12 protein-coding genes are annotated in these 15330 nt (G+C 44.0%); 7 read left to right on the forward strand and 5 right to left on the reverse strand.

Annotated features, from left to right (window positions below; translation table 11 throughout):
* Positions 1-227: 227 nt before the first annotated feature.
* Positions 228-1115, forward strand: a complete 888-nt coding sequence (locus MKY95_RS16525; RefSeq protein ID WP_339193406.1) for a cation diffusion facilitator family transporter — start codon at positions 228-230, stop codon at positions 1113-1115.
* A 130-nt stretch (positions 1116-1245) separates the two neighbouring features.
* Here MKY95_RS16525 and MKY95_RS16530 read toward each other — a convergent pair whose 3' ends face one another.
* The 3 genes from MKY95_RS16530 to MKY95_RS16540 all read right to left on the reverse strand — a co-directional run bounded on the left by MKY95_RS16530 (position 1246) and on the right by MKY95_RS16540 (position 4015).
* Positions 1246-1716, reverse strand: coding sequence for a ferritin-like domain-containing protein (locus MKY95_RS16530; protein ID WP_127548746.1), 471 nt, complete (start codon positions 1714-1716; stop codon positions 1246-1248).
* Between the two features lie 106 nt (positions 1717-1822).
* Positions 1823-2263 (reverse strand): hypothetical protein, encoded by a 441-nt coding sequence (locus MKY95_RS16535; protein WP_339193409.1) that lies wholly within the window; start codon positions 2261-2263, stop codon positions 1823-1825.
* A gap of 336 nt (positions 2264-2599) precedes the next feature.
* A complete protein-coding gene (locus MKY95_RS16540; protein WP_339193411.1) occupies positions 2600-4015 on the reverse strand; it encodes an alkaline phosphatase in 1416 nt (471 codons plus the stop codon).
* Between the two features lie 299 nt (positions 4016-4314).
* Here MKY95_RS16540 and MKY95_RS16545 point away from each other — a divergent pair, with 299 nt between their 5' ends.
* The 5 genes from MKY95_RS16545 to MKY95_RS16565 all read left to right on the forward strand — a co-directional run bounded on the left by MKY95_RS16545 (position 4315) and on the right by MKY95_RS16565 (position 11409).
* Complete coding sequence (locus MKY95_RS16545) at positions 4315-6129, forward strand: family 43 glycosylhydrolase (protein ID WP_339193413.1); 1815 nt, start codon at positions 4315-4317, stop codon at positions 6127-6129.
* Positions 6130-6360: 231 nt separating this feature from the next.
* Positions 6361-6675, forward strand: coding sequence for a metalloregulator ArsR/SmtB family transcription factor (locus tag MKY95_RS16550; protein ID WP_036615511.1), 315 nt, complete (start codon positions 6361-6363; stop codon positions 6673-6675).
* The gene (locus MKY95_RS16555) at positions 6672-9140 is read left to right on the forward strand and encodes an FAD-dependent oxidoreductase (protein WP_339193415.1); all 2469 of its coding nucleotides are present in this window, start codon (positions 6672-6674) and stop codon (positions 9138-9140) included. The genes MKY95_RS16550 and MKY95_RS16555 overlap by 4 nt, the downstream gene beginning before the upstream one ends.
* A gap of 253 nt (positions 9141-9393) precedes the next feature.
* Positions 9394-10212, forward strand: coding sequence for a helix-turn-helix domain-containing protein (locus MKY95_RS16560; protein WP_339199987.1), 819 nt, complete (start codon positions 9394-9396; stop codon positions 10210-10212).
* A 24-nt stretch (positions 10213-10236) separates the two neighbouring features.
* Positions 10237-11409: an MFS transporter gene (locus MKY95_RS16565; RefSeq protein WP_339193416.1), complete on the forward strand. Its 1173-nt coding sequence runs from the start codon at positions 10237-10239 to the stop codon at positions 11407-11409.
* Positions 11410-11723: 314 nt separating this feature from the next.
* On the opposite strand, the gene MKY95_RS16570 is transcribed toward MKY95_RS16565, so the two are convergent.
* Positions 11724-12533, reverse strand: coding sequence for an AraC family transcriptional regulator (locus tag MKY95_RS16570; protein WP_282321317.1), 810 nt, complete (start codon positions 12531-12533; stop codon positions 11724-11726).
* A gap of 135 nt (positions 12534-12668) precedes the next feature.
* Here MKY95_RS16570 and MKY95_RS16575 point away from each other — a divergent pair, with 135 nt between their 5' ends.
* Complete coding sequence (locus MKY95_RS16575; RefSeq protein ID WP_339193418.1) at positions 12669-14090, forward strand: family 43 glycosylhydrolase; 1422 nt, start codon at positions 12669-12671, stop codon at positions 14088-14090.
* 122 nt (positions 14091-14212) lie between these two features.
* On the opposite strand, the gene MKY95_RS16580 is transcribed toward MKY95_RS16575, so the two are convergent.
* Entirely contained in the window at positions 14213-15127 is a 915-nt protein-coding gene (locus tag MKY95_RS16580) for an AraC family transcriptional regulator (RefSeq protein ID WP_339187133.1), read from the reverse strand.
* Between the last annotated feature and the right edge of the window lie 203 nt (positions 15128-15330).

Consider the following 15330-nt stretch of genomic DNA (forward strand, 5'->3'; position numbering starts at 1 on the left):
TCTAAGTGCAAGAAAGTGTGGTTACAAGGGAAGGCAGTCGGCCACCTTCCTCTTACCACCCATTAATCACTTAAGTTTGCCAAATCCAACTTTTTTGGATGCTCGTAAAAAAATTGCCGCGTTCAGATTATGTTTCGTCACACTCAAAACGTTTCTCTAGACCCACACAAATCTTCAATGGTACCATCATACACGTGCTTGAATTGAAGATTGCAGGAGGATATCATGTGGATCAACTTAAATACGATAATTTAAAGCTGGGGGAGCGCGGAGCTATCATCAGCATTATCGCCTACATATGTTTGACCGTATTAAAACTGATCGTTGGCAATATGGCCGGATCAGAAGCGCTCAAGGCGGATGGATTAAACAATGCCACCGATATTGTGGCCTCAATAGCTGTACTGATCGGTTTGAAGCTTGCCCAACGCCCAGCCGACACAGATCATACATATGGTCACTGGAGAGCAGAGACCGTTGCGTCACTTGTTGCTTCTTTCATTATGATGGCAGTAGGTTTACAAGTACTTTTTGAAGCCATTGGTTCTGTGTTTCAGGGTACACATGAATCTCCGGATATCATCGCTGCGTACACAGGCATTTTCTGCGCAGTTATCATGTATCTGGTCTATCGTTATAACAAGAGACTTGCTACACGTATTAAAAGTCAGGCGGTCATGGCTGCGGCTCGTGATAACATTTCCGATGCCTGGGTGAGCACCGGTACGGTCATTGGAATCGTGGGTTCCCAGTTCGGCCTCCCATGGCTGGACCCTGTAACGGCTGTCATCGTAGGTTTCCTCATCTGCAAAACCGCTTGGGACATTTTCAAGGAAGCAACGCACCATCTGACCGATGGTTTTGATGTTGAACTGATACAGGAGTACAAAAAAACGATTGCCGGAATTGACAGCGTAGAGACAGTTAAAGACGTGAGAGCGCGGAACTATGGCAATAACGTTGTAGTAGACGTTGTCATAACAGTTGATGCTGAGCTGGATCTTCAACAAGCACACGATATCTGTACAGACGTAGAGAACGAGTTAATGGAGGAACATGACGTATACACCGTTCACGTTCATGTGGAACCTGATACGTTGGAAGAGTGCATTTGATAGCAAGAGTTTATATAAGAGAGACTCAGCAAAGCAAAAAAACCAGTGAGCTTTACTCATTCACTGGTTTTTTAGTGCTTTCAATTGTTCATTTTTAAAAGAATACGCACGTTTTTCATCCCATACATGACTATCTCGGCAAATTGTAGGTAATCAGATTGTTATATTTATCCGCATGTTTCTGTTCGTCCAGGATGATTCCCCAAACCGTGTCTTTATATATGCCATAAGGGAGACCAAACCATATTTTTCTATACTTTTCCACGGCGGCCAATTCACCCTGAAACGCCTTTTGCAGTCCGGCGAGATAAGAGGTGACCGTCTCAACTGGCTCACTGCTTACGCCCGAAATCTCTTGACCTGTCAGATCCTTGTACATTTGGCGGAACATTTGATTATGTCCTCGTTCATCATTGCGGATGCTCGTGATGATGGCAGCCTGATTGGCATCAGGTGACAACTGAATCAGTGAATCATAGAACACCTCATCGTTTCGTTCTCCTTGCACAGCCGTTTTGATTAATTCAAGTGCTTCGGCTGATGATGTTGCCCATACCGGAGTAAAAGTGTACCTGTAACCATAAGGATATGCCACATACATTAAGAATCCCTCCAAGACAAATATGAGTTAAGATATGCACGTATGCCCATCAGCGTTAACCCATATCATCTGTCCTGCCTTATTAGTGGAAAGCTTCAGTAAAACTTCACTTGGTATACCTCAATAGTTTACTGTAACCATAAGCAAGAACAAATGGCAGGAGGTATGACAAAAAGGTCCAAAGAATGTTCCATCCATTAAAATAAATGACATGCCCCATCATTTTGGCAACCCATTCGATTAATGTCAGCGACAATGATGCAACAAGAATCGCCAACCATGGCTTGGCACCTTTGACGATAATGGCATACATCATCAAGCAGCCGGCGATCGGATAGACTCCAAGATCCATTGGAAGAGCAGCCAAGGATTGATTATGAGTATTCGGCAGAATATTCCAGAAGTAATTAAATCCGATATTGTTGATGGATGCTGAAATAGCCACACCAAGTGGATAATATAGAATAAGGATTGTAAAGTTCCGACGCAGAATCCATACACCCAATATAATGGGAATGACCATACCCAACAGAATGTTTCCTAACATGCCATTTTCCTCCAAAGCTTTGTTACTTCTGTAGTTTCACTATAAGCCGCATCAGCATTTATCGGATTTTTCTCACTTCAATGCAAGTGGTGTTGTATAAGGTAACCAACTCCATGGGATATAATGCATATTAGCAAATTCGGAATGGGCGTACGCCTTACTCGAAGTGAATGGACAAGTTTCGGTCATGAAAAAAGAAAAGTATAGAACGGCTACGGTTGTGGATGTTCATAAAAAGGTAGAGTGGCATATCAATAAGGATTTCATGAAAAAAATCCCTTCTCTTCGGATGAAAGAAGAGAAGGGATGATCCTAAACTATTGAATTATTGTCGAATTATTGGTGCTTGCTGAGAATATCGAATATGATTTTGGCATTATCTGTGTTGTCGATCAAACCGGTGAAGCGATGACTTGCCGGACCGTAGGCATAGACCGGAACATCTTCACCTGTATGTCCACCTGTTGTCCAGCCGGTAAATGAACGGTTATCAATAATCGCTTCAATAGCATTATCAATCTTTGTTACATCCGCAGTTTGGGCTGCTTCTTTCACCGATTGAATCTCTTCAGGTTTCAACTCCAGTTTCAGATAACTTTTCAGTGTTTCTTCAACCGAAGCACCTTTTGCAATTTGTGCTGCCATGAAGTCAGGTGTACGCAGTGCAGCTTTGATCGGGTCTACGAAGAAGTTGTACTCGCCGTCTTTTCCAAGCGTAAGTCCACCTGTGGAGTGGTCGGCAGTAGCTACGACAAGTGTTTCACCGTCTTTTTTGGCAAAATCAATAGCTGCCTGAAATGCTGCTGCGAAATCATCCATTTCACTCATCGCACCAACGATATCATTATCATGTCCTGCCCAGTCGATCTGGCTGCCTTCGACCATTAAAAAGAATCCTTTGTCGTTAGAACTGAGGCGATCAATCGCTGTATTGGTCATCTCAGCCAATGATGGAGTTGCAGCAGTACGATCAATCAACTTGTCCAGACCTCCGTCCGCAAACAGTCCAAGAACTTGTTGATTCTTATCAGCGAGGAGAGAGGAACGATCCGTCACATAGCTGAATCCGGCCTTCTGGAACTCCTTCGTCAGGTCACGACCCTCGCGTACAAAATTGGATTTCCCTCCACCCAGAAGTACATCCACCTTATGCTTGCCATTAATCAACTCATCATAATAATCGTCCGCAATTGCATCCATATTTTTTCGACTGATATCATGGGCACCAAATGCAGCTGGTGTGGCATGAGTGATCTCCGATGTAGCCACGAGTCCGGTGGATTTCCCGTTTTCTTTGGCCTGCTCAAGTACGGTTTTGACTTCCTTCTGCTCAGGGTCAACCGCAATGGCCGCATTGTATGTTTTCACGCCCGCGGACATGGCCGTTGCTGCGGAAGCGGAATCCGTCACATTTTGTTTATCATCATCCGGATAGGTCATTTGTGCTCCAACCAGATAAGGGTCGAATACGGTTTTATCCATGCCCTTCGTCGAAGGATCATCTTTCATATAACGGTAGGCGGAAGTATAAGAGGTCCCCATGCCATCCCCAATGAGGAAGATGATGTTCTTGATTTGTTTTTTCTCCACACTTACAGCTTGAACCGCACTTGCTTGTCCTGCAGACAAGAGAGTAGAAGCCGATACAGCCAGAGTCAGCGCTACCGCTGGTAATACTCTTTTGGATAATTTCACAATGATTCCTCCTCGTAATATCTCAACAACAAAATGAATGCATGAATCTATATTCATTTGTTCATCATTAAGAAGATTAGCATTTATATGTAAATGAACACCAAGAACTTTGTATACCTGAGGTAAAATAAACAAATACGGCGATAACTTTAATTTCTTTGCATGAGGAGCAAGTCAAACATTCCAATTAAGGAATATGTTTTCGGCAAAAGATACACATGATCTTCTACATACGAGATTACAAAAATATACTCATTCCGCTGTTTTTGAAGTATGATACAACATAAGTAGAACGCTTTCATTTTTATATTACTGTTAGTATACAATCAATTTCATTTTCAGGAGGCTCTTTACCATTGACCAAAACAACTCCAACTTATGATGGGTATCTCTTTGTACATTTTATTGGCGAACAACCAGACGGAGAGCAGGTTTATTTCTCCTATAGCGAGGATGGTCTTCACTGGAAGGACCTTAATGGCGGCTCACCTGTGCTATTTTCCGACCTTGGAGAAAAGGGGGTACGGGACCCGTTTCTGGTTCGTTCAGTCAACGATAATAAATTTTATCTGATTGCTACGGATCTCCGCATCGCAAGCGGTAAAGGATGGACTCATGCGGTTAATGCCGGGAGCCGTGACGTAATCGTATGGGAATCCAGCAATCTCGTAAACTGGTCATCCCCATGGAACGTTACACTAGGTGTTGAGGGCGCTGGATGTGTCTGGGCACCGGAAGCTGTGTATGATGAAATAACAGATGAGTTTCTTGTATTCTGGGCTTCTGCGACGCAGGAACCACAGGAGCAAGAACGAAAACAAAAAATATACAGCGCTCGTACAAAAGACTTTCGTTCGTTCTCGGCATCGGAAAGATACATTGAACGGGATAATCATATTATTGATACAACGATTCTTCCTGCGGATGGCTCTTATTATCGATACTCCAAGGATGAAACAACCAAAAACATACGGGTAGAAAAAGGAGACTCTCTCGACAAAGAGGCGTTTGTTACGCTTCAAGCCCCGGTACTGGAGGCTTTGGCAGGTGTGGAGGGACCTCAAATCTTTAAATTCAATGACCGGGAGGAATGGTGCCTGATTGTTGATCGATTTGCTGAAGGCAAGGGTTATCTTCCTCTGCTGACTACGGATCTGGGAAGTGGAGAATTCCGAATCGTCCCTGATGGTAAATTCGATATGGGATCAACTCAAAAGCGGCATGGAAGTGTCCTGCCAATCACAGCTGAGGAGTGCAGCCGGCTTCTCGTGGCTTTTGGGGATGGTCATCAGGTGCTTCCCGGACAATATGCCGATCCTGATGTCGCACAGTTTGGGGATCGTTACTATATGTATCCGACAACAGATGGCTTCGAGGGGTGGTCGGGGACACAGTTCAAAGTGTTTTCTTCTTCAGACCTGAAGCATTGGCAAGATGAAGGTGTTATCCTTGATCTGGGAACAGAGGATGTAGCTTGGGCAACCGGTAATGCCTGGGCACCGGCAATAGCCAACCGTAACGAAAAGTTCTATTTTTATTTCTGCGGCAAAATGCTGAACGGCGAGAGTGCCATCGGCGTTGCTGTAGCAGATACACCGATTGGTCCATTCCTGGCCGAGTCACAGCCTTTAATCACAATGGAGCAGTTGAAACGTCTGGGCATTACTATGGGCCAAGCTATTGATCCCTCCATCTATGTCGAAGATGATGGAAGACCGTATCTGCTATTTGGCAATGGACATGGTGCCATTGTGGAGCTTGGTGAAGACATGATAAGTGTCGTTGAGGACACAATGAGCAATCTGGCGGGCTTGCATGATTTTCGTGAGGCGGTAACCGTGTTGAAGCAGGGTGGACTATACCACTTTACATGGTCCTGTGATGACACAGGTAGCGAAGAGTATCATGTAAATTATGGTACGGCAGAGCAGTTATATGGTCCAATTACCTATCGATACCCAATCTTGAGCAAAAATGTCGAGAAGGGCATGCTGGGAACAGGTCATCACTGTATCTTTAATGAAAATGAAACCGGTCAACTACGGATTGCCTATCACCGTTTTGTAACACCACTGTCCAGATTCTCCTCTGGAAAGGGGTATCACCGCGAAATATGTATGGACCCGCTTCTTTTTGGTAAGGACGGACTGATTCAGCCTGTTATACTCTAAAATAAGCAATTCAATTGAATCGCTATTTAATGAAGGCTTGATACAGCATGAATGCCTGTCAAATGTCGCTTTTAGCGGTTTTGGCAGGCATTTTTATCATCCACCTGGAACAAGCAAAGCCGTAGGGTTGAGCGGGTATGCGACTTATTAAACGCATTAATTCCAGAATACATTTGACAGACGAATCAATAAATCGTATTATTACGATATAACGATTTAGGAGGAATACTTTTGAACACTCCCGCTTTTGACAGTAATAACATTAAACAGTTCGATGAACCAGCTAATCTGCTGAAAGCTTTGTCTCACCCCATTCGTTTATGCATTGTGCGGGGACTGATGATGAAAAAAAAATGTAATGTTTCTTATATGCAGGAATGTCTGGATCTTCCCCAATCAACAGTCTCACAACACCTCCAGAAACTTCGTAGTGCAGGTATTGTTGCTACGGAGCGGAATGGTCTTGAAGTGAACTATGTGCTTGCCGATCAACGGGTTGAACAGATTATCAAAACTTTATTTGAAAAGGATGATTGTGAATCATGAGCAAAAAAGTACTCATTGTTGGCGGTGTAGCTGGAGGTGCATCTGCAGCTGCACGTCTTCGCCGTCTGGATGAACATGCCGAAATTATTATCTTTGAGAAAGGGCCCTACATTTCATTTGCCAATTGTGGTTTGCCTTATTATATAGGTGGCTCAATCGATGATCGAGAGCGTCTGCTGGTGCAAACGCCAAAAGGGATGGCAGATCGCTTTCGTATCGATGTCCGTACAGGAAGTGAGGTCGTAGCTATTGATTCGCAGAAGCGAGTGGTTAAGATACAGTCCCAAGAGCGCGGTGCATATGAAGAAAGCTATGATGAGTTGATATTGTCACCAGGTGCAAAACCGATCATTCCCGATCTGCCGGGTAAGGACAATCCGCTAATTTATACCGTACGAAGTATTCCAGATATTGATCGGATCAAAGACCAGGTAAGTTCGTCTAACAACAAGTCTTCGATTGTCATAGGCGGTGGATTTATAGGTGTGGAAATGGCTGAGAATTTAAAGGAAGCTGGTCTGGATGTAACGCTGATTGAGGGGAACGCACAAGTACTCACACCCTATGATACCGAGTTAGCAGCCGCATTAGCACAAGAAATGGAGAATCATGGTGTAAATCTGCTGTTTTCCAAACGTGTTCAGGGATTTCATTCTCTAGAGCAGGGCATAGGGGTTGAACTTGCAGACGGTCATGTGTTGACAGCTGACATGGTTATTCTTGCGATAGGCGTAACACCAGACACCTATTTTTTGAAAGATAGTGGCGTTTCGCTGGGTGCACGTGGACATATTATCGTAAATGAAGCCTTGGAAAGTAGTGTGCCACATATCTATGCTGTTGGGGATGCGATCGAAGTAACGGAAACCATTCATGGTACGAAGGCAACGATACCACTTGCCGGACCTGCCAACAAACAAGGCCGTATTGTTGCCGACCGTATCGCAGGGCTTCCTTCTACCTATAGAGGAACACAAGGTACGTCCATTATCAAAGTATTTGGAATGACCGCAGCGACGACAGGCAGTAATGAAAAAACACTACAGCGTCTCGGCATGGACTATCAAACCGTTATTGTACACCCTGCTTCTCATGCATCGTATTATCCGGGTTCAAGTGCAATTACTCTTAAACTGCTGTTTACTCCTGAAGGCAAAATTTTAGGCGCACAAGCAGTCGGTTATGATGGAGTGGATAAACGAATTGATGACATTGCTGTAGCCATCCATTTCGGAGGACATGTCCGGGATTTGACAGAGCTTGAACTGAGTTACGCGCCACCTTATTCTTCTGCCAAAGATCCCGTGAATATGGCTGGATATGCAGCAGAGAATATGATCACCGGACGTGTTCAGACGTTCACCTATAATCAACTGGCTGATCGTCAGCAGGAGCAGTCGATACTTCTGGATGTTCGCAGTGAAATCGAGCATCAAAATGGTCATATTCCGGGTTCACTCTCTATTCCAGTTGATGAGCTTCGTGAGCGGTTAGATGAATTAGACCCATCCAAAGAAATCTGGCTATACTGTCAAGTTGGCTTACGTGGTTACACTGCTTCGCAAATTTTGCGTCAGCATGGTTTTAGCGTAAAAAACTTGAGTGGTGGTTATAAAACATACCGTCAAGCCCAGTTTAAGCCTGCTCCATTTACTGCTGCAAAACAAGATCAACATGATCCTGTGGTGGACGTTAAGGAAAAGGAGTCTATTCCCACTCCCTCAACACAGCCGCAGCGTATTGATCATGAGTTGAACGTATGCGGATTAAGTTGTCCTGGTCCGCTAATTCAGGTTAAGCAGAAAATGGATCAACTCTCGAACGGAGAAACCCTTCGCGTGAAAGCTTCCGATCCAGGATTCTATGAAGATGTCAAAGCATGGGCCACGATGTCGGGTTCCACAATCTTGCAGTTGGAAAGACTGAAAGGCGGTACGATTGAGTCTGTCATTGCTAAAAATACAGCACAACCCGTATCCGATTCTCCAATCAGCGATCCTGCCAGCACGATGGTTGTCTTCAGTGGGGATCTGGATAAAGCGATTGCTTCACTCATTATTGCAAATGGTGCAGCAGCCAGTGGACGGAAAGTAACCCTGTTTTTCACATTTTGGGGATTGAGTATTATTCGCAAGCATCAGCCGCAGAAGTTATCCAAAACTATGATCGGCCGTATGTTTGATAGTATGTTACCTCGCGGTAGCCAGAAACTTGGTATGTCCAAAATGAATATGCTAGGAGCAGGCCCGAAGATGATTCGTGGTTTGATGAAAAAACATCATGTGCCTTCGTTGGAAGAATTGATAGAGAGCGCAATTGCACAAGGAGTAGAGATCGTTGCCTGCCAAATGTCCATGGATTTAATGGGAATTCAGCGCGAAGAATTAATAGACCAAGTTAAAATTGGTGGTGTCGGTTATTATCTTGGACAAGCATCACAAGCCAATCATAATCTGTTTATTTAAAAAATTAATAATGCTGAGCAGGATAATTGAATGCGTACCGAGAGAATGCCACGATGAGTGGCATTTTTTTGTTCAAAAAAAATGAACGTTTCATTCAGAAACGGTTCTTTGACTTACATTTAACAGCAACATAGAGTGATGACAAGGACGGTGGTTGATTTAGCTAGGCAAATGAGAAGCATATATACCCTTGACTTTCCCCTGTACGGGAAACTATATACTCGCATTATGTTAAAAGATTGGAGATGATATGTTGTTCAAAATCAGTGCGTTTTCCAAGCTAAGTAGGGTCTCATTAAAAACACTGCGTTATTATGACCAGATTGGCATACTTAAGCCGAGAAAGGTAGATCACGATACGGGTTACCGTTACTATTCCGCAGATCAGCTTCTCGAGCTCAACCGAATCTTCATTTATAAAGAATTGGGGTTCACGTTGCCACAAATCACACAGCTGTTACAGGAGCATATTACATTGGAGAATATTCAAGGCATGTTTAAGCTAAAAAGAAGCGAAATTCAGCAGATTATCGATACGGAACAAGCCAAACTCGTCCGGATTGAGGAACGCATGCAGCTTATAGAGGAAGAGGGGCACGTCGAAACTGGACAAGAAATTCGAATCAAAGAGGAGGGTGCTCGGCAGTTTCTTTTTCAGACAGGGTGCGGGAGGGAAGAGGATATCCCGAGTTTATTTCATCAGTTTGATCAATCATTAACAAAAGAAATGCGCCAACTGATCGACGGACCTCAGGTTGTTTTGTGGAAAGAAATCGCAGGACAAGAGGAAGAGTTCGAGTTTGAAATAGGTTACTTCTTAACCTGTGAGCTGCGATCACCTCCCGACCCATTTCAACAGCGGACTCTTCCTGCCGAGCCCATGATGGCCACCATAGCTTATCGTTCCAATGCCACCTTTGCCTGTAAAGCCTGTGTTCATCTAGCTACATGGATTGAGAATAATAACTATCAGATCAAGGAGAACGGAGCTGGTAGGGAATTATATTTACCCTTATCTCAAGAACAAGATGTACAGTTTATAGAAATACAAATTCCAATACTAAATAGATAACTAGAGAAGACGGAGTGGATTAAAGTGAAAAATAAATGGATTATATATATCTTGGCATTGGCTGTTTTTCTGATCGGAACCCTTGAATACATTATTACAGGAGTCATTGAAATGATCGCCTCAGACTTGAGCGTATCTACTTCCGAAGTGGGTTTACTGGTGACTGTATTTGCTCTGGCAGCGGCCATTATCGCTCCGATTCTCATTGCAATTACAATAAATATGGATCGCAAGAAGTTACTGTTGTCCGCCCTCAGTGTGTTTATTGCCAGCAACGGACTTATGCTTGTTGACCTTTCTTATGAAACTTTACTATGGGTGCGAATTATTCAAGGGGCTAGCGGAGGAGTGGCTACCGTAGTAGCGATGGCCGTATCGACACGACTGGTTGAAAAAGAAAAAAGGGGCAATGCCATCGGCATCATTTTGATGGGGCTAAGCAGTTCGCTAGTGCTCGGTGTCCCATTGGGCACATTTTTTAGTGAAATGTTTGGATGGAGAGTTCTATTTATATTCATTGGATTGTTAAGTGTTCTTCCATTACTTATTATCTACAAAAAGGTTCCGGCAATCAAAGAGGAAGAAAAGATCACCCTCAGAATGCAGCTCTCCATTTTAAAAAATCCACTCATTCTGACTGCCTTGCTTATTACATTATTGTATATCGGCGGCTATTCGACACTGTTCACGTATATTACGCCTTTCTTGCAAGCTACGTCTTCTCTTTCCATGACCGAGATAAGCGGTGTTCTGTTTCTCGCGGGAATTTGCAGCTTTGTCGGATCAAAAGTGGGCGGACAATTGGCAGATGCAAAGGGATCAAAGTTTACAATTTGTCTAGGCCTTCTGTTACAAGGCGTAACTCTTCTTTTGTTTGCTCTAGCTGGAGTTAATCTTATGATGTTAATCTTGGTTTTAATGATTTTTATGTTAGCAACGTGGAGCATATCTCCGGCCCAGCAACTATATCTGGTTACACTGGCACCTCGTAATCCCGACATTGCCCTTAGCGTAAATACGTCATTTATCCAATTTGGTTTTGCACTGGGATCTGGATTAGGTGGGATTGTGATCAGTCGTACATCTGTCCTGTACTTAAATTGGTTGGGGTTTGGAGCTGTAGGAATTGCTTTACTTCTTGCCATACTGCTATTTAAGAAATCGAGAAGCAGAACTGGAACTCCAGATCCAGTGTAATTTCAATGATGGGTAATTCTTGCTTATGAGTAAAATAAAAAGAGGATCTCTTCAGCATTCACTGCTCAAGAGATCTTTTTGGCGTATAACAAAGTTATAACAAGAATCACGTGTGTTTTGCGTATCACAATATGATAATTGATCAATCATGCTTGAGAATATGTCATTGCATCATACAGTCTAAAACCTTAACTTAAAATGACAGCAGAGAACGCTAACAACCTCGATGACGTTTATACCGATTAAATGGCTAAAGTATGTAAACGCCCATTGGACAGAGTGGGAATTTTTCCATTGATCTAAGTACATCCCCCTTAAAAGTGAGATTTATATCCCAACTCTGTTAAGTCAGCCGGGACACCTTCACGTCGTTTATGAAACTGTTTAGGCGAGGAACCGGTCATTTGTTTGAACTGCCTGCAAAAATGCTCGACATTACGGTAACCGCATCGATCGGCAATCTCTGCAACCGTATACAAATGATGTCTGAGATATTCTTTGGCCAAACGTATTCTGCTATGAATAACATCCTCCATACACGAGAGGCCAAACGATTTCTTGTACATCAACTGCAGGTACCCCGGGCTGACGTTTATGATCTTCGCCATTTCTGATATTGTCCAAGGATGGCTGGGATGGTTATGAATTGCCGTTCGAAGCTTCAACAGAGGATAGTGCTGAGGACTAATATCTTCTTGGACACAAGACTCAAGCAATTTATTGAACAAGGTTCGCAGCAGGCAATTGATGGATGATTCCCGGTAATCGTTCTGAAAAGAATGCTCTGCAACAAGCAATTGGAACAGCTTATGACAGTATTCCGGATCATCCAGTGGGAAAGGTGTGCCTGGCGGAAGGGAGGTATCGGTTACAAACGGTTCATCACTTTCAAAACGAATCCAATCATTTATATAGCGCTCTGAACAAGCCCGATAATATATTTTTTGATACGGTTTGAAAAGTACAGCACAATGAGCCGGGTATTCCTTAAGTTGTCCATCAACCCAAAACTGGGCAGGGGTCTGTGTAATGACTAATAACCAGGCATCATGCCCTTCAGGGATATCAAAAACAAAATGATTCTGATGTACCGCGTCACATTCAACGTAAAAAATAGATGTCATGGTTCTTCCCCTTTATCTTTAAGTTGTAGAAAAGAATAACCCATACACTACTTAAGCTATTTTCTATTATACGAGAGTTATCTTTATTTCATAGAACGAATGTACTATTACAATTATATGAGGAGTGTAGCTGGAATGAACAAGCAGGGGTTCAACCCATATCTTCCATCCTGGGAGTACGTACCTGATAGTGAGCCTTATGTATTCAATGAAAGAGTGTATGTGTATGGTTCACATGACCGTTTTAACGGACATGCCTTCTGTCTGAACGATTATGTATGCTGGTCTGCACCGGTGAATGACCTGGGGAATTGGAGAAATGAAGGGGTGATCTACCGAAAAACAGATGACCCGTTGAATCCGAATGGCCATATGTGCTTGTATGCGCCAGATGTTACGCTGGGTCCTGATGGGCGGTATTATCTGTATTATGTGCTGGATAAGGTACCCGTTGTTTCGGTGGCTGTATGTGATGCACCTGCTGGCAAATATGAATTCTATGGTTATGTACAATATGGCGACGGCACTCGTCTGGGCGAAAGAGAAGGGGACGAGCCCCAGTTCGATCCCGGCGTGATGACTGAAGGACAGCACACTTATCTGTATACCGGCTTCTGTGCGGCCGGAGACCAATCAAGACATGGCGCGATGGCCACGATGCTAGGTCCGGATATGCTGACGATTGTAGAAGAACCCATATTCGTAGCACCGAGCGAGCCTTACAGTGAGGGCAGCGGTTATGAGGGCCATGAATTTTTTGAGGCGCCTTCCATTCGGAAGAGAGGTGATACCTACTATCTGGTGTATTCCTCCATCGTTATGCATGAATTATGTTATGCCACCAGTCGATTTCCAAATAAAGGATTTACATATCAGGGCGTCATCGTAAGCAACTGTGATCTCCATATCGACTCCTACAAACCTACTGACAAACCCATGTATTATGGAGGCAATAACCATGGCAGCATTGTGGAGATCAACGGAGACTGGTATGTCTTCTATCACCGTCATACCAATGGGGACGCATTCAACCGGCAGGGCTGTATTGAGAAGATATCTTTTGCAGAGGACGGCAGCATTCTTCAGGTGGAAATGACCTCCTCTGGTCCAAGTGGGAGACCGCTTGAAGGAAAAGGCGAGTACCCCGCATATCTTGCATGTAATCTTTTGACCAAAGATGATCAGAAGTACACTGGAGGTTTCGGGGCAGGAGCCTGGCTGGACAGCCGCTTTCCAAAGATCACTCAGGATGGTAGAGACGGTGATGAAGAAGTCGGATATATCGCCAATATGGTTGAATCCGCAACGGCAGGTTTTAAATACTTTGATTGCCGAGGAATTCGCCAGGTCTCGATCAAGGTACGGGGATATTGTCACGGGGTATTTGAGGTCAAAACCGCATGGAACGGTCCTGTCCTGGGTACAATCACGGTACATTTCACCAATCATTGGAAACCCTATTCAGTCGAGATGACCATTCCGGATGGTATACAGGCTTTGTATTTTACGTACAGAGGTTCTGGAAGTGCAAGCCTTGCATCATTTATTTTAGCGTAATCCTCAAACACATGATCTGAGCAATCCAGACAAAACAAAGCAGCTGCTGGTCATCCAGTAGCTGTTTTGTTGACCGATCAGCCTATGCGGCTCAGACAATTGGGTTTTTTATGATTAAACTTTTAGTCATCCGCAACGTTGGCTTCTCCTGCCTGCTGCGAATGGCTGCGATATTCGCTTGGCGCGATGCCTGTCCACCGCTTGAATTGGCGACTAAAATGCGCATTGGTCTTATACCCCAGCATCATTGCAATATGGTCTATGTTTAGGTCGGTTTGCTTTAACAGCCGCTGCGCTTCGTTCAGAAGGGTTTCGGATAGAAACTTGCGTGGAGCGATGCCGTATACCTGCCGAAAAATACGATTAACCTGTGACGGGCTAATGCTCAGCGACTTGGCAATGTCCTGAATCCAGGTTCGATCGCTCTCCTGAATTTCCCCGTGAAGATGGATATATCTTACCGAATCCTCAATGTGCTCAGCAATCTGATGGGCAATGGTTTCTTTTCTCGACAACGTAACGGAGGCTTGCTGAGATAACTGACCGACCAGGGAACCGAGCAGTTCAAACACGGCGGCATGTACCTTCATTTGTTTGGAGGAAGTTAGCGAGCTAGACAAATGCTCTGTGGCAAGACCATACAAGGTAGACAGGGAAGGGGAAAGCCCCAGAGCCAAATTTGAATTTGCCGGATAATAGATGTCTTTGCAACGGTTAAGTTCTCTGCAAAAGGATGTATCGTGTATGCTGAAATGCACGGAAAAATAAGTAAACCCCTCCGGTCCGGCTCCGGTGCAAGAGTGGGTCATACCAGGCCGGATGAACAGAAGGTCGCCAACCGACTGCCGATAAGACTGCCCGTTGACAACCATGTTCATCTGCCCGTCCATCATCCAGTGCACTTCATACATTGAATGTTCATGAGACGGATAAGTCCAGCTGGAATCTACTTTTCTTGCATGCAGCCCCAATAATTGAAAAGACATGCGAACATCGGGTAGACGACCTAAATACACAGCATCCGAAAGCTTGGTCACAGCAAACCAACCCCCTTGTACTATTCTATATACCAACATCCTGTCATCGGATTGTCCTCGTAAATTATCTTTAGTTTAATGGATCTAACCTCATCTTAACAGAAAAAAATGCGTGAAAAGGGTAAATCGTCGGAGTGATTAGAACATCGTCATGAACCATAGCGGGTGCTATGGTAGTATTATCAACCCGATGGGGAAAAATG

The organism is Paenibacillus sp. FSL P4-0176 (assembly GCF_037975265.1).
In the GTDB taxonomy this organism is placed as follows: domain Bacteria; phylum Bacillota; class Bacilli; order Paenibacillales; family Paenibacillaceae; genus Paenibacillus; species Paenibacillus amylolyticus.

Coding starts and splice junctions, on each gene's coding strand:
- MKY95_RS16530 (WP_127548746.1), bottom strand. CDS start 1,716: ATGTATGTGGCATATCCTTATGGTTACAGGTACACTTTTACTCCGGTA.
- MKY95_RS16535 (WP_339193409.1), bottom strand. CDS start 2,263: ATGTTAGGAAACATTCTGTTGGGTATGGTCATTCCCATTATATTGGGT.
- MKY95_RS16555 (WP_339193415.1), top strand. CDS start 6,672: ATGAGCAAAAAAGTACTCATTGTTGGCGGTGTAGCTGGAGGTGCATCT.
- MKY95_RS16540 (WP_339193411.1), bottom strand. CDS start 4,015: ATGAATATAGATTCATGCATTCATTTTGTTGTTGAGATATTACGAGGA.
- MKY95_RS16575 (WP_339193418.1), top strand. CDS start 12,669: ATGAACAAGCAGGGGTTCAACCCATATCTTCCATCCTGGGAGTACGTA.
- MKY95_RS16570 (WP_282321317.1), bottom strand. CDS start 12,533: ATGACATCTATTTTTTACGTTGAATGTGACGCGGTACATCAGAATCAT.